The 21,192-nt window shown below is 42.4% G+C and carries 21 protein-coding genes; 13 read left to right on the top strand and 8 right to left on the bottom strand.

What is annotated here, in order from left to right; translation table 11 throughout:
- Positions 1-86: 86 nt before the first annotated feature.
- The 13 genes from CBI42_RS02435 to dtd all read left to right on the top strand — a co-directional run bounded on the left by CBI42_RS02435 (position 87) and on the right by dtd (position 15,241).
- Entirely contained in the window at positions 87-491 is a 405-nt protein-coding gene (locus CBI42_RS02435) for a YbgA family protein (protein ID WP_094753174.1), read from the top strand.
- Positions 475-837, top strand: coding sequence for a TIGR02328 family protein (locus tag CBI42_RS02440; protein WP_094753175.1), 363 nt, complete (start codon positions 475-477; stop codon positions 835-837). The genes CBI42_RS02435 and CBI42_RS02440 overlap by 17 nt, the downstream gene beginning before the upstream one ends.
- Before the next feature lie 244 nt (positions 838-1,081).
- The gene (gene metE / locus CBI42_RS02445) at positions 1,082-3,331 is read left to right on the top strand and encodes a 5-methyltetrahydropteroyltriglutamate--homocysteine S-methyltransferase (RefSeq protein ID WP_000108228.1); all 2,250 of its coding nucleotides are present in this window, start codon (positions 1,082-1,084) and stop codon (positions 3,329-3,331) included.
- A 102-nt stretch (positions 3,332-3,433) separates the two neighbouring features.
- Entirely contained in the window at positions 3,434-4,300 is an 867-nt protein-coding gene (metF, locus tag CBI42_RS02450; RefSeq protein ID WP_000089966.1) for a methylenetetrahydrofolate reductase [NAD(P)H], read from the top strand.
- 449 nt (positions 4,301-4,749) lie between these two features.
- A complete protein-coding gene (gene pnp / locus CBI42_RS02460) occupies positions 4,750-6,963 on the top strand; it encodes a polyribonucleotide nucleotidyltransferase (RefSeq protein WP_094753176.1) in 2,214 nt (737 codons plus the stop codon).
- Between the two features lie 14 nt (positions 6,964-6,977).
- Positions 6,978-7,595, top strand: coding sequence for a serine O-acetyltransferase (gene cysE, locus CBI42_RS02465; protein WP_061088317.1), 618 nt, complete (start codon positions 6,978-6,980; stop codon positions 7,593-7,595).
- A gap of 11 nt (positions 7,596-7,606) precedes the next feature.
- Complete coding sequence (locus tag CBI42_RS02470) at positions 7,607-8,491, top strand: GNAT family N-acetyltransferase (protein WP_094753177.1); 885 nt, start codon at positions 7,607-7,609, stop codon at positions 8,489-8,491.
- Positions 8,492-8,572: 81 nt separating this feature from the next.
- On the top strand, positions 8,573-9,916 hold the full coding sequence (gene cysS, locus CBI42_RS02480; RefSeq protein WP_094753178.1) for a cysteine--tRNA ligase: 1,344 nt from the start codon (positions 8,573-8,575) through the stop codon (positions 9,914-9,916).
- Positions 9,909-10,295, top strand: a complete 387-nt coding sequence (locus tag CBI42_RS02485) for a Mini-ribonuclease 3 (protein ID WP_094753179.1) — start codon at positions 9,909-9,911, stop codon at positions 10,293-10,295. The genes cysS and CBI42_RS02485 overlap by 8 nt, the downstream gene beginning before the upstream one ends.
- Before the next feature lie 3 nt (positions 10,296-10,298).
- Entirely contained in the window at positions 10,299-11,168 is an 870-nt protein-coding gene (locus CBI42_RS02490) for a helix-turn-helix domain-containing protein (RefSeq protein WP_094753180.1), read from the top strand.
- Between the two features lie 112 nt (positions 11,169-11,280).
- A complete protein-coding gene (locus CBI42_RS02495; protein WP_000229953.1) occupies positions 11,281-12,411 on the top strand; it encodes an ABC transporter ATP-binding protein in 1,131 nt (376 codons plus the stop codon).
- A 134-nt stretch (positions 12,412-12,545) separates the two neighbouring features.
- Positions 12,546-14,768, top strand: a complete 2,223-nt coding sequence (locus tag CBI42_RS02500; RefSeq protein WP_094753181.1) for a RelA/SpoT family protein — start codon at positions 12,546-12,548, stop codon at positions 14,766-14,768.
- Positions 14,769-14,797: 29 nt separating this feature from the next.
- On the top strand, positions 14,798-15,241 hold the full coding sequence (gene dtd, locus CBI42_RS02505) for a D-aminoacyl-tRNA deacylase (protein ID WP_094753182.1): 444 nt from the start codon (positions 14,798-14,800) through the stop codon (positions 15,239-15,241).
- Between the two features lie 38 nt (positions 15,242-15,279).
- Here the strand turns inward: dtd and CBI42_RS02510 are convergent, their stop codons facing one another.
- From CBI42_RS02510 to CBI42_RS02555, 8 genes are all read right to left on the bottom strand, one after another.
- The gene (locus CBI42_RS02510) at positions 15,280-15,693 is read right to left on the bottom strand and encodes a hypothetical protein (RefSeq protein ID WP_094753183.1); all 414 of its coding nucleotides are present in this window, start codon (positions 15,691-15,693) and stop codon (positions 15,280-15,282) included.
- 18 nt (positions 15,694-15,711) lie between these two features.
- Positions 15,712-16,125, bottom strand: coding sequence for a hypothetical protein (locus CBI42_RS02515; protein WP_094753184.1), 414 nt, complete (start codon positions 16,123-16,125; stop codon positions 15,712-15,714).
- Between the two features lie 129 nt (positions 16,126-16,254).
- Entirely contained in the window at positions 16,255-16,962 is a 708-nt protein-coding gene (locus tag CBI42_RS02520; RefSeq protein WP_004263086.1) for a nicotinamide mononucleotide transporter, read from the bottom strand.
- A 120-nt stretch (positions 16,963-17,082) separates the two neighbouring features.
- Positions 17,083-17,733, bottom strand: a complete 651-nt coding sequence (locus CBI42_RS02530; protein WP_094753185.1) for a metal-dependent transcriptional regulator — start codon at positions 17,731-17,733, stop codon at positions 17,083-17,085.
- Positions 17,734-17,811: 78 nt separating this feature from the next.
- Positions 17,812-18,306: a thiol peroxidase gene (tpx, locus tag CBI42_RS02535; protein WP_020902427.1), complete on the bottom strand. Its 495-nt coding sequence runs from the start codon at positions 18,304-18,306 to the stop codon at positions 17,812-17,814.
- Between the two features lie 236 nt (positions 18,307-18,542).
- The gene (gene psaA, locus CBI42_RS02545) at positions 18,543-19,472 is read right to left on the bottom strand and encodes a metal ABC transporter substrate-binding lipoprotein/adhesin PsaA (protein ID WP_000733076.1); all 930 of its coding nucleotides are present in this window, start codon (positions 19,470-19,472) and stop codon (positions 18,543-18,545) included.
- A gap of 31 nt (positions 19,473-19,503) precedes the next feature.
- Positions 19,504-20,352, bottom strand: coding sequence for a metal ABC transporter permease (locus tag CBI42_RS02550; protein WP_094753186.1), 849 nt, complete (start codon positions 20,350-20,352; stop codon positions 19,504-19,506).
- Positions 20,349-21,071 (bottom strand): metal ABC transporter ATP-binding protein, encoded by a 723-nt coding sequence (locus CBI42_RS02555; RefSeq protein WP_070842407.1) that lies wholly within the window; start codon positions 21,069-21,071, stop codon positions 20,349-20,351. Before CBI42_RS02555 ends, CBI42_RS02550 begins: the two co-directional genes overlap by 4 nt.
- Between the last annotated feature and the right edge of the window lie 121 nt (positions 21,072-21,192).

Consider the following 21,192-nt stretch of genomic DNA (forward strand, 5'->3'; position numbering starts at 1 on the left):
CTCTTTATTCGCTCATATTCCGCTCATTTTTAAGATATAACTTTGTTTCCATATTTCCTGGGAACTGATAGAAAGTAAGGAGAAACATGGAACAAACTAACCAAAAATCCCAGTGCCAACAACTCTGGGCGAGAAACAAATACCTCGTGTTGAGCCATTCCAGCAATATTTACAATGAGATCCGCCAATACTTGAAGAATGAAGAGGTGGAGGTGAGTCAGGTTCAGGAGATGATTGATCGTGCCTGCCGGATTCCAGAACACAGGGGTCAGGTTTGCAATGCCTTTCAGCATATTTGGGGCTATTTCAAAAATAAAGCGACAGATGCTGAGCGCAAGGACTATATGCTCTTGCTGGATCGCTATCGCTTCGGTCAGGCTTCTAAGGAAGACTTGATTGCTAAGACTCGAGACTTGCTTGATTGCTATCCAAATACCTATTTGCAACATTCGACTTTACTGAAAGGAGACTCCCATGAGACTTTGGCATGAGGCTTTGATTTCACAGCTTCCTCGTCCTCAACTATTGGGGCAACATCGAGAGTGCTGCGCCCTGCGTGGCAATGGTTGGGGCAGAAAGCATGCAACGGTGGACTATGTCTTTACCCACTCGCCCTATCGTCTCTATGCCTATCATCGCTTGATCATGAAGGAAATGGCTGACCGAGGCTATAAGGTCAGTCCAGAGTGGATGGATAAAAACTATCGTGGTAAGATTTGTCCTTCTTATGATGATTTACCTGAGGAGACTTTGACGATACCTATTTACAAGGAGCACGATGCTGCCTACTTTGAGGAGTGTCTGGACAATCTCCGAGAGAAGGGAATCAACCTATAGTCTTTTCTAATAACAAGCCATAGTCACTTATAAGAATTACTAATAACGCGTTTGAAGAGCCTAACTGAAATTGAGCTATAAAACAAGCTACACAAAGGATTTGAGGCATTTGACTCAAGTCTTTTTCTTTTGTCTAAAACTGAGATATAGTTTCAAACTATATCAAAGCCTAATTTTTTACAATTATACAGACGCTTTCTTTTCTGTTAAGATAGTTTCAACAACAAATTTTGGAGGACACATCATGTCAACTACAATCATCGGTTTCCCTCGTTTGGGCGAATTCCGCGAATTAAAATTTACAACTGAAAAATACTTTAGAAAAGAAATCTCAGAAGAAGAACTCTTGGCAGCAGCAAAAGACTTGCGTGCTAAACACTGGAATATCGTCAAAGAAAAAGGCATCACTGAAATTCCATCAAATGACTTTTCTCACTATGACAACTTCCTAGATGCAGCCTTCCTCTTCAACGTGGTACCTGCTTCAGTTCAAAACTTGGACTTGTCTGACCTTGAGCGCTACTTCGCTTTGGGTCGTGGTTACCAAGGAGAAAAAGGAGACGTTCGCGCCCTTCCAATGAAAAAATGGTTTAACACCAACTACCACTACATCGTTCCTAAGTTTGAAAAAGACACTCAAGTTAAACTTGCAGGTCACAAGATTTTTGATGAGTTCCAAGAAGCTAAAGAACTTGGATTGAACACTCGTCCTGTTCTTGTAGGTCCATTCACTTTCCTTCAATTGTCAGACTTTGAAGAAGGCGTGAAAGCAGAAGACTTCGTAGATAGCTTAGTAGCTGCTTACCAAGAAGTTTTTGCAAAATTGGCTGAACTTGGTGCAACTCGCATCCAATTGGATGAAGCGGCTCTTGTCAAAGACTTGACAGCTGAAGAAAAAGCTCTCTTCTTGAACCTTTACAACAAACTTTTGGCTGACAAAAAAGGTCTTGAAGTCTTGCTTCAAACTTACTTCGGAGACGTTCGTGACGTTTACGCTGACCTTGTGAACTTGCCAGTTGACGCTATCGGTCTTGACTTCGTTGAAGGTAAGAAAACTCTTGAATTGGTCAAAGGTGGTTTCCCAGCTGACAAGACTCTCTATGCAGGTATTGTCAATGGTAAAAATATCTGGCGTAACAACTACGAAAAGAGCTTGGCTGTTCTTGAGCAAATTCCAGCTGAAAACATCGTATTGACTAGCTCATGCTCACTTCTTCATGTGCCATTTACAACTGCTAATGAAGAATTTGAACCAGCAATCTTGAACCACTTTGCCTTTGCAGTTGAAAAATTAGATGAGATTCGTGATTTGGATGCTATCCGCAATGGTCAAGGTGAAGAAGCACTTGCAGCTAACAAAGAACTCTTTGCGACTGAGCGTGTTGGTGAAAATGCGGAACTTCGTGCGCGTATCGCTGGCTTGACAGACGCAGACTACACTCGTTTGCCAGCCTTTGCAGAACGTGAAGCTATCCAAGAAGAAGCTTTCAAACTTCCAGCTCTTCCAACAACAACTATCGGTTCATTCCCTCAAACTAAAGAAGTTCGTGCCAAACGTTTGGCTTACCGTAAAGGTGAATTGTCTCAAGAAGAGTACGATGCTTTCCTTGCTGAAACGATCGATGAATGGATTAAATGGCAAGAAGATATCGACTTTGATGTCCTTGTTCACGGTGAATTTGAGCGTAATGACATGGTTGAGTACTTCGGCCAAAACTTGTCAGGTTACCTCTTCTCTAAAAATGGTTGGGTACAATCATACGGTATGCGTGGGGTGAAACCACCAATCATCTGGGGTGATGTCACTCGTCTCAACCCTATCACTGTTAAATGGTCTAGCTATGCACAAAGCCGTACAAACAAACCTGTTAAAGGTATGTTGACTGGACCTGTTACCATCCTCAACTGGTCATTCCCACGTGAAGACATCTCTATCAAGGATTCTACTCTTCAAATCGCTCTTGCTATCAAGGATGAAGTTCTTGACCTTGAAGCTGCTGGCGTGAAGATCATCCAAATCGACGAGGCAGCTCTTCGTGAGAAATTGCCGCTCCGTCGTAGCGACTGGTACGAAGACTACCTTGACTGGGCAATTCCTGCCTTCCGCTTGGTACACTCAACAGTAGCGCCAGATACTCAAATCCACACTCACATGTGTTACTCAGAATTTACAGATATCATCCCAGCTATCGACAACATGGATGCAGATGTTATTTCCTTTGAAGCTAGCCGTTCAAATCTTGAAATCTTGGACGAACTCAAAGCGAAAAACTTCCAAACAGAAGTGGGACCTGGGGTTTACGATATCCACTCACCTCGTGTGCCAAATGAAGGCGAAATCGACAATACAATCGAAGCCATCCTTGCTAAAGTGCCAAGCAAGAAAGTTTGGATCAACCCTGACTGTGGTTTGAAAACACGTGGTATTCCAGAAACAAAAGAAAGTTTGATCCGCCTTGTTGAAGCAGCCAAAGCTGCGCGTGAGAAATTGTAAGATAAGGATTTCTTAAGAAGCACTGTTTGGTCAATCTGCCTGTTTCACTTGGATTCTAGGAATCCAGCTAACGAAAAAATCAACTAGAAAAGGATAATGACTATGTCACGCCAAACACCGTCACTCTCATTTGAAGTGTTCCCTCCCAACCCAGCCGTGGGTAATGATAACATTATTTCTGCTCTTCAAGATATGCAGGAGCTGGCGCCGCACTTTATCAGTGTAACTGCCAGCAATAATAAATTTAATATCAAGGAAACGACGGTCCGTTTGGCTGACTTTATCCAAAATGATTTGGCGATTCCGACTATTGCTCACTTGCCAGCCATCTATTTGACCAAGGACAAGGTTGCTGAAACTATTGCAGACTTGGACAAGGTTGGGGTGCAGAAAATCTTGGCTCTTCGTGGGGATATTATCCCTGATGTGGAACCACAAAAGGATTTCCGCTATGCAACTGACTTGATTGAGTTCATCAAGGAACAAGCTCCTCACTTTGATATTGTTGGTGCTTGTTATCCAGAAGGCCATCCAGATTCACCAAATCAGATTTCAGATATCCAAAATCTCAAGAAGAAGGTAGATGCAGGTTGTTCGAGTCTTGTAACTCAGCTTTTCTTTGACAATGAGCGTTTCTATGATTTCCAAGACAAGTGTATCTTGGCTGGGATTGATGTTCCTATTCATGCGGGGATTATGCCAATTCTGAATCGAAATCAAGCTCTCCGTCTCTTGAAGACCTGTGAGAATATCCACCTTCCACGTAAATTTAAAGCTATCTTAGACAAGTATGAGCATGACCCTGAGTCGCTCAGAGCAGCAGGACTTGCCTATGCAGTGGACCAAATCGTGGACTTGGTAACTCAGGATGTTGCAGGTGTTCATCTCTACACCATGAACAATGCGGATACAGCAAAATACATCCATCAAGCAACTCATGCCTTGTTTAATCATCAGTCTCTCGGATAATAAAAAGCAAACCATTCTTCTCAGGTGAGGGGAATGGTTCCTTTTTAATGGTAAAGACCGCACTTTTTAAGAAAAATATGATAAAATAGACTCTGTACGTACTTGATACAAAGATGAGGGTATTAAATAATAGAATGCATTCTAACTGTAAGGTTTACCGACACGAACGAGTCAAATCGATGTTATTTGACGAGAGAGTTAGTAAAGTATTTAGCTAATCGCCTGATAGCGATTAGCGTGAAAGGATTAGATGCTTTAGCATCAAACCTTTCTAATGATTTGTATCTTGAGAATTGAACACGCCTACAACTCTATGGAAAAAGATAAATCTGCCTAGGAGCAGTTGCTCCGTCGTTCGATTTCCTATTTTCCTTTGAGTTGCTTGACGGCTTAGTATCTTGATTTTTGTAGGCAAGGCGTATAATTTCATCAATCCAAAGGGGATTAAAATGACAAAACAAGTGTTTCAAACGACTTTTGCGGGTCGTGAGTTAATTGTAGAGACTGGTCAGGTTGCTAAGCAAGCAAATGGCTCTGTTGTCGTGCGTTACGGTGAGTCAACTGTCTTGACTGCTGCCGTTATGTCTAAGAAAATGGCAACTGGGGATTTCTTCCCCCTTCAAGTCAACTATGAAGAAAAAATGTATGCGGCTGGGAAGTTTCCTGGTGGCTTTATGAAACGTGAAGGACGTCCTTCAACAGATGCGACATTGACAGCGCGTTTGATTGACCGTCCAATCCGTCCTATGTTTGCAGAAGGTTTCCGTAACGAAGTCCAAGTCATCAACACCGTGCTTTCTTATGATGAAAATGCATCTGCACCAATGGCAGCTATGTTTGGTTCATCCTTGGCATTGTCTATCTCAGATATTCCATTTGACGGACCAATCGCTGGGGTACAGGTTGGCTATGTAGATGGTCAAATCATTATCAACCCTACGCAAGAACAAGCAGAGCAATCTCTCCTTGAATTGACAGTAGCTGGTACCAAACACGCCATCAACATGGTAGAGTCTGGTGCCAAAGAATTGTCAGAAGAAATCATGTTGGAAGCGCTCCTTAAAGGGCACGAAGCGGTCAAAGAATTGATTGCCTTCCAAGAAGAAATCGTTGCTGCTGTCGGTAAGGAAAAAGCAGAAGTGGAATTGCTTCATGTGGATGCTGAATTGCAGGCAGAAATCATCTCAGCCTACAACAGCGACCTCCAAAAAGCGGTTCAAGTAGAAGAAAAATTGGCTCGTGAAGCTGCAACTCAAGCAGTGAAAGATCAAGTGACTGCCGTTTACGAAGAAAAATATGCGGACCATGAAGAATTTGACCGTATCATGCGTGATGTGGCTGAAATCTTGGAACAGATGGAACACGCTGAAGTACGCCGTTTGATTACAGAAGACAAGGTACGTCCTGATGGTCGTAAAGTCGATGAAATTCGTCCTTTGGATGCGGTTGTTGACTTCCTTCCTCGTGTGCACGGCTCTGGTCTCTTTACTCGTGGCCAAACTCAGGCTCTTTCAGTCTTGACCTTGGCTCCGATGGGAGAAACTCAAATCATTGATGGTTTGGATCCAGAGTACAAGAAACGCTTTATGCACCACTATAACTTCCCTCAATATTCTGTAGGGGAAACTGGTCGTTACGGTGCGCCAGGTCGTCGTGAAATCGGTCACGGTGCTCTGGGTGAGCGTGCTCTTGCTCAAGTCTTGCCAAGTTTGGAAGAATTCCCATATGCTATCCGCCTGGTAGCTGAGGTCTTGGAATCAAATGGTTCTTCATCTCAGGCTTCTATCTGTGCTGGAACTCTTGCCCTTATGGCTGGTGGTGTGCCAATCAAGGCGCCGGTAGCAGGGATTGCCATGGGTCTCATCTCAGATGGAAACAACTATACAGTCTTGACAGATATCCAAGGTTTGGAAGACCACTTTGGAGACATGGACTTCAAGGTTGCAGGAACTCGTGACGGGATTACAGCCCTACAAATGGATATCAAAATTCAAGGGATTACTGCAGAAATCTTGACAGAAGCCCTTGCCCAAGCCAAGAAAGCCCGTTTTGAAATTCTTGATGTGATTGAAGCAACCATTCCAGAAGTTCGTCCAGAATTGGCTCCAACTGCTCCGAAAATTGATACCATCAAGATTGATGTTGACAAGATCAAGATTGTCATCGGTAAGGGTGGAGAAACTATCGACAAGATTATCGCTGAAACAGGCGTTAAGATTGATATCGACGAAGAAGGAAATGTATCTATCTACTCTAGCGACCAAGATGCCATCAATCGTGCTAAAGAAATTATTGCTGGCTTGGTTCGTGAAGCTAAGGTGGACGAAGTTTACCGTGCTAAAGTCGTTCGTATCGAGAAATTTGGTGCCTTTGTTAACCTCTTTGATAAGACAGATGCCCTTGTTCATATCTCGGAGATGGCTTGGACGCGTACCAATAATGTCGAAGACTTGGTAGCAATCGGTGATGAAGTTGATGTTAAGGTTATCAAGATTGATGAAAAAGGACGTGTGGATGCTTCTATGAAAGCCCTTCTTCCTCGTCCTCCAAAACCTGAACGTGATGAAAAAGGTGAAAAATCAGAGCGTCCTCACCGCCCACGTCATCACAAGGACCACAAATCTAAGAAAGAATTTACAGAAACACCAAAAGATTCAGAATAAGAGAGGAGAAATGTATGGGATGGTGGCGCGAAACCATTGATATCGTGAAAGAAAATGATCCAGCGGCCCGCACCACTTTGGAGGTTTTGCTGACTTATCCAGGTGTCAAAGCCTTGGCGGCCCACCGTCTCTCGCATTTTCTCTGGAAGCATGGCTTCAAACTCCTGGCTCGTATGCACAGTCAGTTTTGGCGCTTTTGGACTCAGATTGAGATTCATCCAGGTGCCCAGATTGATTCAGGTGTCTTTATCGACCACGGTTCTGGTCTGGTGATTGGGGAAACAGCGATTGTTGAAAAAGGCGTTCTTCTCTATCATGGAGTGACTCTTGGGGGAACAGGGAAAGACTGTGGCAAACGCCATCCAACCGTGCGAAAAGGAGCTCTCATATCAGCTCATGCCCAAGTCATCGGACCAGTGGAAATCGGTGAAAATGCCAAGGTCGGTGCAGCAGCAGTTGTTGTGGCAGACGTACCTAGTGATGTGACGGTTGTCGGGATTCCGGCCAAGATTGTTCGTGTTCATGGTAAGAAGGATGAGCCAGTCATTCACGAAGTCGAAGAAAAACGAGAGTATTATGTCAATAAACTCGAGCAGGCTAAAGAAGCCAGTCACAGATCGTCTGGGTTGTAGAGGATACCTATATGATTCAAGCAAGAAACAAGTTAAGCCAAGAGGAGCTATCTGAGGCGAAAAAACTAATTAACTGTTGCCAAAACTATGACGGTACCTATCGTGATCCCTATCTCTCCAACATGCTTAATTTTGACCCAAACATGCCCGCCTTTTTCCTTTATTATGAAAAAGGCGAACTTGTTGGTCTCTTAACTGTCTATGCAGATGACCAAGATGTGGAAGTGACGATACTGGTTCATCCAGATCATCGCCGTCAGGGAATTGCGCGTGCATTGTTTACTAGTTTTGAGAGAGAAACGGCTTCTTTCCCTATTCGTTCAGTTACTTTTCAGACAGAGCGTGTTTTTCTAGACCGCCATCCTGATTTTGTCAGCAACCGGGGATTGGTCGAGGATGAAGAGACAGAAACTTGGTTAGGTAAGGATAGAAGACCTTATCCGTTAGCAAAGGTTTCTAATCTTGAAGTTTTGTTAGCAGATAGTTCGTATCAGGAGCAAATCAGTCAGTTAAAATTTCAGGCATTCTCAGAAGAGCATGAATCTAGAGAAGTTGTAGATAGATATGTCGCTGAAGCTCTGAAGGATCCAGAAAGTCGCTTGTATATTTTGTTAAAAAACGGTGAGGTCATTGGAACTTGTACAGTTGATTTATCGAGCGATACGAATTACTTCTACGGTTTAGCAATATCGGAACCTGAACGTGGGAAAGGCTATGGAAGCTACTTAGCAAAATCACTTGTCAACCAACTAATTGAGCAAAATGATAAGGAATTTCAGATTGCAGTGGAAGATAGCAATGTAGGTGCCAAACGTTTGTATGAAAAAATTGGCTTTGTCAAACAGACTCAGGTGGTTTATCTGAATGAGAAAGGAGCAAGGGATTCCGAAGTGTAGAGAGATTCGGACTGAAATTCAATTGAACTCTTAGTGATGAAACTAATTGTTCTTGGATTTTGGATTTCCTGACTATGATTTATGATTAAAATCTATGACACTATGTCTCGTGATTTGCGAGAATTTGTCCCGATTGAGGACGGCAAGGTCAAGATGTATGTTTGTGGGCCAACCGTGTATAACTATATCCACGTAGGGAATGCCCGTTCGACGGTAGCTTTTGATACGATTCGACGTTACTTTGAGTATCGTGGGTACGAAGTTGCCTATATTTCTAATTTCACGGATGTGGATGATAAGATTATCAACCGTGCCAAGGAAGAAGGTATCACGCCTCAGGAGGTTGCGGACAAGTACATCGCTGCCTTTCGTGAGGATGTGACGGCCTTAGGCGTCAAACCTGCGACCCGCCATCCTCGTGTGGTGGAGTTTATGGCTGACATCATCCGCTTTGTGGAAGACTTGATTGAAAAAGGCTTTGCCTACGAGAGTCAAGGAGATGTCTATTTCCGTGTGGAAAAATCTCACAACTATGCCAAATTGGCTAATAAAACCTTGGAAGATTTGGAGCTGGGTGCTTCAGGTCGTACCGATGAAGAAACAGGTCGTAAGGAAAATCCTGTAGACTTTGCCCTCTGGAAATCTGCCAAATCAGGCGAGATTTTTTGGGACAGTCCTTGGGGACCTGGTCGTCCGGGCTGGCACATCGAGTGTTCAGTCATGTCGACAGAGATTTTGGGCGACACCATTGATATTCACGGTGGTGGAGCTGACCTAGAGTTTCCTCATCATACCAATGAAATTGCCCAGTCAGAAGCCAAAACAGGTAAGATTTTTGCCAACTACTGGATGCACAATGGCTTTGTCAATATCGATAATGTCAAGATGTCTAAGTCCTTGGGCAATTTTATCACCGTACACGATGCCCTTAAAACTCTTGATGGCCAAGTGCTTCGTTTCTTCTTTGCGACTCAACATTACCGCAAGCCTATCAATTTTACAGAAAAGGCGGTGCTGGATGCAGAGACTAATCTCAAGTATCTAAAAAACACTTACGAACAACCATTTTCTGGAACTGTAGAGGCTCAAGAATTGCAAGCTTTTAAAGATAAGTTTGTAGCAGCTATGGATGAGGATTTCAACGCTGCCAATGGAATCACAGTCGTCTTTGAAATGGCCAAATGGATTAACTCAGGTAACTATGATGCAAGTGTTAAGGAAGCTCTTGCAGATATGTTGGAAGTCTTTGGTATTATCTTTGTAGAGGAAGTTTTGGATGCAGAGATTGAAGCCTTGATCCAAAAACGTCAAGAAGCGCGTGCCAATCGTGACTTTGCGACAGCAGACCAAATTCGTGACCAATTGGCTGCTCAAGGGATTAAGCTCCTTGACACCAAAGATGGAGTGAGGTGGACACGTGATTGATATCAATCTCATTAACGGGATTGCGTTAGCTTTTGAGGGGGACGCGGTGTATTCTATGTATATACGTCGTCACCTCATTTTAAAAGGTATGACGAAACCCAATAAACTCCATCAAGAAGCGACCAAGTATGTTTCAGCCAAGGCTCAGGCTCGTTTGATTTCCCTCATGTTGGAGGAGCAGGTCCTGACGGAAAAAGAAGAAGAAATCTACAAACGTGGTCGCAATACCAATAGTCACACCAAGGCCAAAAATGCTGATGTGGTGACTTACCGTATGTCTACAGGTTTTGAAGCAGTCATGGGCTATCTCCATATGACTGAAAATCTGGAACGTCTTGAGAGCTTGATTTCGTGGTGCATCCAAAAAGTGGAGGGCTAGGACATGATGGCAAAAGAACTACAAGACTGGTTTCCTGAAGCTCAGATTTCAGACCAACCAGTAGAGAAAGAGGGCTATCTCACTTTCCCTTTAGCTTCTCAGCAGTGGATTTTGCTGGAGGAAGCTGGGCTCAGTGAGCGTGAAAAGCAGTTGATTTCCCTTTTGACTCAAGAGGAAGAAGCAACTTCATCCAATCCTTGGTACGCTTATATAATTGAGGGGAAGGGTCAGGCACCGCAAGCTTTTAAAAAAATTCAGTTGGTTTATTGTCATCTTTCTTATTTTCAGCAGGAAAATCTGGCTTCTTGGTTAGATATGATGAGGACTCTTTTTCCGAACTGTCAGACAGTGCTACAGGTCGGAGCTCAGGACTATGTTTTCGTACTTCAACAAGACAAATACACCTCTGTACGAGCTATTTTAAGTGATACGATTGAAGCGGTTGAGTATGACTTTGGACTTCGTCTCTCTATCATGTTGGGCCAGATTTGGTCTCAGACAGGACATCAAGCCCTATCAGACTTGATTAAAGCGGAGCGGGATTTGTTTAAGACTTGGTGGCGTCAGGGTCACCAAGGTGTTCACACTTTTTCACAACTCTATCTTTGGAGTATGGGGGACAGACTTGTGAACCTGAGAGCAATCAAGGAATGCTTGCAGCAGATGATTTTGGAGCAGGATCAGATTCAGGAAATCATTCTCTCTCTTTGGGAAAATAGTGCTGTTCTAACAAAAACAGCCCAGCAACTCTATCTGCACCGTAATTCTCTTCAATACAAGATTGATAAATGGGAAGAATTGACAGGGCTTCAGTTGAAGGAATTGACCGACCTTACTCTGTGTTATCAATTGATTTTACCAGATATTCTCTAAAGTTTTGTGCAAGTTGCACAGAACTTTTTTATTTTTTTGGTCACCTTGCCATAGAAAAGTAAAGCGTTTTCATCTATAATAAAACTATCAAAAGACAAAAGGAGTTCACCTCATGGTAGAATTGAATCTTAAAAATATTTACAAAAAATATCCAAATAGCGAACACTATTCAGTTGAAGACTTCAACTTGGACATTAAAGACAAAGAATTTATCGTTTTCGTAGGTCCTTCAGGATGTGGTAAATCAACAACTCTTCGTATGATTGCTGGTCTTGAAGATATCACAGAAGGTACTGCATCTATCGATGGCGTGGTTGTCAACGACGTCGCTCCAAAAGACCGTGACATCGCCATGGTATTCCAAAACTACGCTCTTTACCCACACATGACTGTTTATGACAACATGGCTTTCGGTTTGAAATTGCGTAAATACAGCAAAGAAGACATCGACAAACGTGTGCAAGAAGCAGCTGAAATCCTTGGATTGAAAGAATTCTTGGAACGTAAACCAGCTGACCTTTCAGGTGGTCAACGTCAACGTGTTGCCATGGGTCGTGCAATCGTCCGTGATGCAAAAGTGTTCTTGATGGACGAACCTTTGTCAAACTTGGATGCCAAACTTCGTGTATCAATGCGTGCTGAAATTGCGAAAATCCACCGTCGTATCGGAGCTACAACTATCTACGTAACTCACGACCAAACAGAAGCGATGACACTGGCAGACCGTATCGTTATCATGTCAGCAACTAAGAACCCTGCTGGTACAGGTACTATCGGACGTGTAGAACAAATCGGTACTCCTCAAGAAGTTTACAAAAACCCAGTTAATAAATTCGTAGCAGGCTTCATCGGAAGCCCAGCTATGAACTTCATCAATGTGAAATTGGTTGGTAGCGAAATTGTTTCTGACGGTTTCCGTTTGAAAGTTCCAGAAGGTGCTTTGAAAGTTCTTCGTGAAAAAGGCTACGAAGGTAAAGAATTAATCTTCGGTATCCGTCCAGAAGACGTGAATGCAGAACCTGCTTTCCTTGAAACATTCCCAGAATCAGTTGTCAAAGCTACTATCTCAGTATCAGAATTGCTTGGTTCAGAATCTCACCTTTACTGCCAAGTTGGTAAAGATGAATTTGTTGCCAAAGTTGATGCTCGTGACTACTTGCAAACAGGTGCAACAGTTGAACTTGGATTTGACTTGAACAAAGCACACTTCTTCGATGTAGAAACTGAAAGAACGGTTTACTAAGATAAAAGAAACTTAAAACACTGCTAGAGAAATCTGGCAGTGTTTTTTGAGATGTGGATTGATTGAGAGGGAATTTTCTAGTTTTCATATTCTTAAAAAAGTGATAAAATGGTAGGAAGAATTGGAGAGTAGAGATGCCGAAAGAAGTGAATTTAACAGGCGAAGAAGTTGTCGCTTTAACCAAAGAATATTTAACGGAAGAGGATGTCCATTTTGTCCATAAGGCCTTGGTCTACGCGGTGGAATGCCATAGTGGTCAATATCGCAAATCAGGTGAGCCTTATATTATTCACCCTATCCAAGTGGCAGGTATTTTAGCTAAGCTCAAGCTGGATGCTGTAACGGTAGCTTGTGGTTTCTTGCATGACGTGGTAGAAGATACAGAAGCGACTCTGGATGATTTGGAAAGAGAGTTTGGTCCTGATGTGCGGGTAATCGTAGATGGGGTTACCAAGCTCGGTAAGGTAGAGTACAAATCGATCGAGGAGCAGTTGGCTGAAAATCATCGCAAGATGCTCATGGCCATGTCTGAGGACATCCGCGTTATCTTGGTCAAACTGTCTGACCGCTTACACAATATGCGGACCCTGAAACATCTTCGAAAAGACAAGCAGGAGCGTATTTCCAAAGAAACTATGGAAATCTATGCGCCGCTTGCCCACCGTCTGGGGATTTCTAGCGTTAAATGGGAATTGGAAGACCTATCTTTCCGTTATCTTAATCCAACGGAGTTTTACAAGATTACCCATATGATGAAGGAAAAACGCAGAGAGCGTGAAGCCTTGGTGGATGAGGTAGTTACAAAATTAGAGGAATATACGACGGATCGTCACTTGAAAGGGAAGATTTACGGTCGTCCCAAGCATATTTACTCGATTTTCCGCAAAATGCAGGACAAGAGAAAACGGTTTGAGGAAATCTATGACCTGATTGCCATTCGTTGTATTTTGGATACCCAAAGTGATGTTTATGCCATGCTTGGTTACGTGCATGAGCTTTGGAAACCTATGCCTGGTCGCTTTAAAGATTATATCGCTAACCGCAAGGCCAATGGTTATCAGTCTATCCATACGACTGTTTATGGACCAAAAGGGCCAATCGAATTCCAGATTCGGACCAAGGAAATGCACGAGGTCGCTGAGTACGGGGTTGCGGCTCACTGGGCTTATAAGAAAGGCATTATGGGGCAGGTTAACAGCAAGGAATCTGCTATTGGGATGAACTGGATCAAGGAGATGATGGAGCTCCAAGATCAGGCTGATGATGCTAAGGAATTTGTGGATTCTGTTAAGGAAAACTATCTGGCTGAGGAGATTTACGTCTTTACCCCAGATGGAGCTGTCCGTTCCCTTCCAAAAGATTCAGGACCGATTGACTTTGCCTATGAAATCCATACAAAAGTTGGGGAAAAAGCAACTGGTGCCAAGGTCAACGGTCGTATGGTTCCACTTACAACTAAGCTCAAGACAGGGGATCAGGTTGAAATTGTCACCAATCCTAACTCCTTTGGGCCAAGCCGTGACTGGCTCAATATGGTCAAGACCAGCAAGGCGCGTAACAAGATTCGTCAGTTCTTTAAAAACCAAGACAAGGAATTATCTGTCAACAAGGGCCGTGAAATGCTGATGGCTCAGTTCCAAGAAAACGGCTATGTAGCTAATAAATTCATGGACAAGCGTCACATGGACCAAGTTTTGCAAAAGACTAGCTACAAGACAGAAGAATCCCTCTTTGCGGCTATTGGTTTTGGAGAAATTGGAGCTATTACTGTCTTTAACCGTCTGACTGAAAAGGAACGTCGTGAGGAAGAACGTGCTAAGGCCAAGGCGGAAGCAGAAGAACTTGTCAAAGGTGGCGAGATCAAGGTTGAAAATAAAGAAACCCTCAAGGTAAAGCATGAGGGTGGTGTGGTCATTGAAGGTGCATCAGGCCTCTTAGTGCGGATTGCTAAGTGTTGTAATCCTGTTCCTGGTGACGATATTGTTGGTTATATTACCAAGGGTCGTGGTGTAGCTATTCACCGTGTGGATTGTATGAACCTGCGTGCCCAAGAAAACTACGAGCAACGTCTCCTTGATGTGGAGTGGGAAGACCAGTACTCTAGCTCAAATAAGGAGTATATGGCTCATATCGATATTTATGGCCTCAACCGTACAGGACTGTTGAACGATGTACTGCAAGTTCTTTCAAACACAACCAAGAATATTTCAACGGTCAATGCTCAACCAACCAAGGATATGAAGTTTGCTAATATCCATGTGTCTTTCGGCATTGCCAACCTCTCTACATTGACCACGGTCGTGGACAAGATTAAGAGTGTACCAGAAGTTTACTCTGTCAAACGGACCAACGGCTAATTGCCCGAGCTCTTACTAGAAAGGCTATTATGAAAATCATTATCCAACGGGTTACAAAAGCCCAAGTGAGTATCGAAGGTCAGATTCAGGGAAAAATCAATCAGGGACTCTTATTGCTGGTTGGTGTTGGACCAGAAGACCAAGAGGAAGATTTGGACTATGCTGTGAGAAAACTTGTCAACATGCGGATTTTTTCAGATGCAGAAGGCAAGATGAACCTGTCTGTCAAAGATATTGAAGGAGAAATCCTCTCTATTTCTCAGTTTACCCTCTTTGCGGATACTAAGAAAGGCAATCGTCCAGCCTTTACAGGTGCAGCCAAGCCTGATATGGCATCAGACTTCTATGATGCATTCAATAAAAAATTAGCGCAAGAAGTACCCGTTCAGACAGGCATCTTTGGAGCGGATATGCAGGTTGAACTGGTCAATGACGGTCCAGTTACCATTATCCTTGATACTAAAAATAGATAAGAAAGACCAAGCCCAGTCGGCTTGGTTTTTCTTATCTATCACAAAATACTCCAAAATGAAATCTGTTCCTGATAGGCCTTGGGGAAATCTTGTTTCAGGCTTTGGCTTATGCGATAGGAAGGGATGAGATGACCTAGGATTAGGAGAGTTCCCTGAAGGAAAAGTGGGACATCACTTAAAAACAGCAAGGAGAGCATCATCAGGATATCCCATAGGAGGATTTGTAAGGTAAAACGCCAGAATCTTGGTCTAATCTGGGAATAGAGGTTACTAAAGTGGTCACAAAGTTGGTTGGAAAGATAGGTCAATAGCACAGGATGAAAGAAAATGACCCAACCGCTATAAATCAAAATCCAGTCCCAAGTAAGCCCCCCTTTAAATGTCAAAAATGCCAGCATGATTCCATCAATGACAAGGAGTTGAATGCTTTTGATGAAGATGATTTTTTTCATGCTAAAACCTCCTTCTCCTTAGAGACACTCCCATAAAGAGATGTGTTTGTCATAAAAGTCTGGATAGTTGTTTCTTAGGTAGTCCGCTGTCCTATAATAAAAAGTAGAATGGCAAGCAGTGATGATTGGCATAAGAGATGAAAAACGATGAGAACTAACGAAGGCTAAAAGGACAAAAAATAGAAAATCAATGGAGAGAACCCCTAAATAGTAGAAGCGAATCTTTTTATTGATTTGAGGATAAATCTCAGTGAATTGATGTTTGAGTTGGACAAGCAAGCGAAATAGCAGGAGTCCCTGAGCAAGGATGAAAATAAAACCAGTGAGCAAGAGCCGGTCGAAAGCTGTCTCGGGTCTAGTGCTAAAAAATGCAAATAGTAGCAAATCGATGACTGCAATTGCTATAAAATGGATTCTAAAGAGATTTTTCATAAGATGACCTCCCTCTTTTATCTAGCTTCATTCTACTCCAAAAGAATGGGAGTTACAAGTAAAATGATAAAAATAGCAGAAGGGAGATTCGCTTAAGTCGACTTGTTTTTTTATTTAAGTTTTCTTCTATTATCTTACTTCTTCATCATTCCAGACAAATAAAGCTCCGATTGCATTGAGGATATAAAAGATGTATTTTCCGATATTGGCAAAGTTTCCTTGAATACCAGCTTTTGTCAGCTGAACGAAATTGTAAATCAACCAGAAGCCCCACTGAGTTGTTAGTTTCAATGCGTTAAAAGCATTGGCAATGAGGGACAATGCAAAGGCAATAGTTGTTACGTAGGCAAGGAGATTCATCTTGCCCCCATATCCGATATAGTTGGTCACAAAGGCAAAGAGGAAGGCGATGATTGAAATGATGATGGCCGCCAATTTTACTTGTTTTTGGCTCATTTGGTTGGGTCTGCCTTCTTGCGAAGCTTCCCATTTCTTAATAGCAAAGGTATAAATGAGGAAGGTGACGGGATAGGTAATGATGGCTGCCTTATTTCCAAGGATATAATCAATAGCACCGGACAAAATGGTATTAACAATACCAAAGTAATTTCCCCATTTGCTTAATTTTCCCGTGAAACGAGTGGACAACATGGAAATCCCAACGTTGGTTACGGAAATCAATCCAAAGGGTACAAGAGCTGTCCATGGTCCCCAGTCTACAAATTTATCGAGGCGAGAGTTTAGGTAACCAGATGCAATCGCAATCCCAACGACCAAAGCAACCCCGAAGAGGTCAAACCATTTGGATGTCGCAAAAATTTTTAGTGATTTTTTCATATATTAAGATATCTTTCTTTTTTTTAACAAATATTATACAACTAAATGAAAGTAAAATCAAATGATAGAAATAAACCCCTGAAAATAAAATTTTCAGGGGTGGTTGGGGTACTTGAGAAATTAGTTGATTTTTTCGACATAGAGTTGTTTGGCAATGTCCATACTTACTTGTAAATCCTCGTTTTTACTGAGTATAGTGAAGGTATTGCTGAAGCCATCAAACTGCTGGACTTGGAGACAGTCACCGATGTGAAGTGAGTGCTTATCCAAATAATTGAGAATGTCAAAACTATCGTGCACACGAGTCAGGCGGTAGGCGCCAGCTTCCTTGATGTCAGCTAGTGGCAGGTTATTGATTTCAACCAGGAGTTCTCCCTTGGCAGGAATAGTTCCTCCGTGAGGGCAGGTCTTGGGGAATCCAAGCAATTTTTCTAGTCTCTCCACGAATAGCTCAGAGACAGTATGTTCCAATACCTCAGCTTCCTCGTGAATTTGGTCACTCGTATAGTCTAAATGATGGACTAGAAAAACTTCAATCAAACGGTGCTTACGATAGAGCTCAGAGACCAGTTTGAGCCCGAGGTCAGTCAGTAGATAGCCACATTCCTTGTCCTTAAGGATGAGATTTTCGCTCTTCATCCGTTTAATCATTTCAGTTACGGCAGGGGGAGAGACTTGCATACGAGCCGCAATTTCCTTGTTGGTAATCTTATGCAAATCTATGCCAATTTCATAAATACACTTTAGATAATCTTCTTTATTCGGGGTCATTCGTTTCCTCTTGTCTAATATCTTTATCTAGTATATCAAAAAAAGCTAGATTTCTCTAGCTATCTGCCACAATGGCTTCTAATTTAGTTCTTTAGCAGCTGCAATTGCGGCTTCGAAGTTTGGTTCAGAATTGATATTGTCCACGTATTCAACGTAGCGAATAGTATTGTCAGTATCGAGGACAAAGACTGCGCGTGCCAATAGGTGCCACTCATTGATTAAGAGGGCATAATCACGTCCAAAGGACTGGTCGAAATAGTCCGAGAGCATGATGGCATTTTCAATACCTTCAGCACCACACCAACGTTTTTGGGCAAATGGTAGGTCCATTGAAACAGTCAAGACAACCGTATTATCCAGTCCAGCCAGTTCTTCATTAAAACGACGGGTTTGAGTTGAGCAAATGCCTGTATCGATAGAAGGCACGACACTCAAGACTTTTTTCTTGCCATCAAAATCAGCCAGAGATTTTTTAGAAAGGTCTGTTGTAGTGAGTGAAAAATCAAGTGCCTTGTCGCCGACTTGTAGTTGTTTACCTGTAAAGCTCACAGGATTTCCGAGAAAAGTTACCATAGGATACTCCAATCTTTTTTCTTCCATTTTAGCTGAAACAGTCGAAATTTTCCAATGATTTGACCGGAAATATGGGCATAGAAAAAACGCCAGCTCATGTGAGAATGACGTTTTTCAGAGGCTTATACTCAATGAAAATCAAAGAGCAAACTAGGAAGCTAGCCGCAGGTTGCTCAAAGCACCGCTTTGAGGTTGCAGATAAAGCTGACGTGGTTTGAAGAGATTTTCGAAGAGTATTATTTTGCCAATCCTTCAGCAATCTTGTCAAGGTTGTATTTCATCATGTTGTAGTAGCTGTCGCCTTCTTTACCTTGTTCTGCGATAGAGTCAGTAAAGATTTGTGCGTAGATTGGGATGTTTGTGTCTTGTGAAACAGTCTTCATTGGACGGTCATCCACACTTGATTCTACAAAGAGGGAAGGAGTTTTTGTTTGGCGAAGTTTTTCAACCAAGGTCTTGATTTGGTCAGGAGTTCCTTCTTCTTCAGTATTGATTTCCCAAATATAGGCACTTGGGACACCGTAGGCTTTAGAGAAGTATTTGAAGCATCCTTCGCTGGTTACGATGAGTTTTTTCTCAGCAGGAATGTTGTTAAATTTCTCTTTAGCTTCCTTGTCAAGTTTGTCTAGCTTATCAGTATATTCTTTGAGATTTTTTTCGTAGAATTCCTTGTTGCTAGGGTCTTTAGCGCTCAATTGTTTTGCGATATTTTTAGCAAAGATCATACCGTTTTCAAGGTTAAGCCAAGCGTGTGGGTCTTCTTTGCCTTTTTCGTTTTGACCTTCAAGGTAGATAACATCAACGCCTTCGCTGACTGCAAAGTAGTCTTTGTTTTCAGTTTTCTTAGCATTTTCTACCAATTTTGTAAACCAAGCATTGCCACCAGTTTCAAGGTTGATACCGTTATAGAAAATCAAATCAGCTTGAGAAGTTTTCTTGACGTCTTCAGGGAGTGGTTCGTATTCGTGTGGGTCTTGGCCAACAGGAACGATACTGTGAAGATCAATCTTGTCACCAGCAATATTTTTAGTAATATCAGCGATGATTGAGTTTGTAGCAACAACTTTTAGTTTTTGACCAGAAGCTGCATCTTTTTTTCCACTTGCACATGCTACAAGAGCGATGACGGAAAGAAAGAGAACGAGTAATGTACCTAATTTTTTCATTAGATCCTCCAATTTATTGGGGTTTTGCCCCTTATTTTAACAAATGTTTATTTTTCAGTTTCAAATATCGTTGTTTTGGAGCGATAAAGAAGCTAATGAGAAAGAAACTAGCAGCTGTGAGCACGATACTAGAGCCTGCCGCAACGTTAAAGCTATAACCGATAAAGAGTCCCAAAACTGAAGCTATCGCTCCAAAGGTTGAGGAAAGGAAAATCATGCTTTTCAGGCTATTAGCATAAAGATAAGCAGTTGCAGCTGGGGTAATCAGCATGGCTACAATCAGGATAGTTCCGACACTTTGCATGGCTGTCACAGACACGAGAGTCAGGAGTACCATGAGAAGGTAGTGATAGAAATTGACAGGCATTCCCATGGCTTTGGCCAAGAGTTCATCAAAGGAAGTTATCAAGAGTTGCTTGAAGAAAATCCAGATTAACAAGAGAATGGCTGCACCAACACCCATAGTAATAAACATATCCGTATCTTGGACGGCCAGGATATTACCAAAAAGGATATGGAAAAGGTCAGTTGAACTTTTAGCGACACTAATCAAGATGATACCGAGGGCTAAGAAAGAAGAAAAGGTAATGCCGATGGCGGTATCGCTTTTGATAATCGAGTTCCCCTTGATGTAGGTAATGATGATGGCAGCTAGCAATCCAAAGACAATGGCTCCGATAAAGAAGTCAACGCCCAAAATGAAGGAGAGGGCTACACCTGGTAAGACAGCATGTGAAATGGCATCTCCCATGAGTGACATCCCGCGTAGGATGATGAAACATCCTACAGCTCCAGCTACGACCCCGACGACAATGGCTGTTATCAAGGCATTTTGTAGGAAATGGAATTTTTGCAATCCATCTATAAATTCTGCAATCATAGGTCACCTCCATTGAAAAAGAGTCGATTACCGTAAGCTTCTTTGAGATTGGCTTCGGTAAAGGTTTCTTTGGTTGGACCAAAGGCAATCACTTCTCGATTGACAAGCAAGACTTGATCGAAGTAGTGGGGAACCTTGCTGAGGTCGTGGTGGACGATGAGAACCGTCTTTCCAGCTTTTTTCAAATCTCTCAGCGTATTCATGATGATTTCCTCACTGACAGAGTCAATCCCAACAAAGGGTTCATCCAAGAGGATATAGTCGGCTTCCTGTACCAAACATCTGGCAATCAAGACCCGCTGGAATTGACCTCCAGACAGTTGACTGATTTGCCGTTCAGCATAGTCAGCTAGACCGACGATTTCAAGGGCTTCTTGCACTTTCTTCCAATGTTTAGCCTTTAAACTTCGAAAGAGAGGGATAGAGGGAAAGAGTCCTAACGAGACACATTCCTTGACCTTGATGGGAAAGTTGTAGTCGATATTGATTTTTTGTTCGACATAGGCGATTCGGTGTAAGGATTTTTTAACTTCCTTGTCATCGAGAAATGCCTGACCTTGATGTGGGATAATTCCCAGCATACCTTTTAATAATGTTGATTTCCCAGCACCGTTTGGACCAATGATACCGGTAATTGTTGGTCCTTGGAGCACTAGTGAAATATCCTTAAGTGCCAACGTTTCTTTGTAGGAGACACTGAGGTTTTCGATACGTATCATAATCTTGTATTCCTCCTGTCTCTTAATATACATTAAAAAAAAAATTAAGTCAAGTTAATTTTTGAAAAAATTAAAATAATAACTGAAAAATGATGGAAAAGGAAAGTTCATTTTTAATTGC

Origin of the sequence: Streptococcus sp. KR (assembly GCF_002238115.1) — a bacterium.
Lineage (GTDB): Bacteria > Bacillota > Bacilli > Lactobacillales > Streptococcaceae > Streptococcus.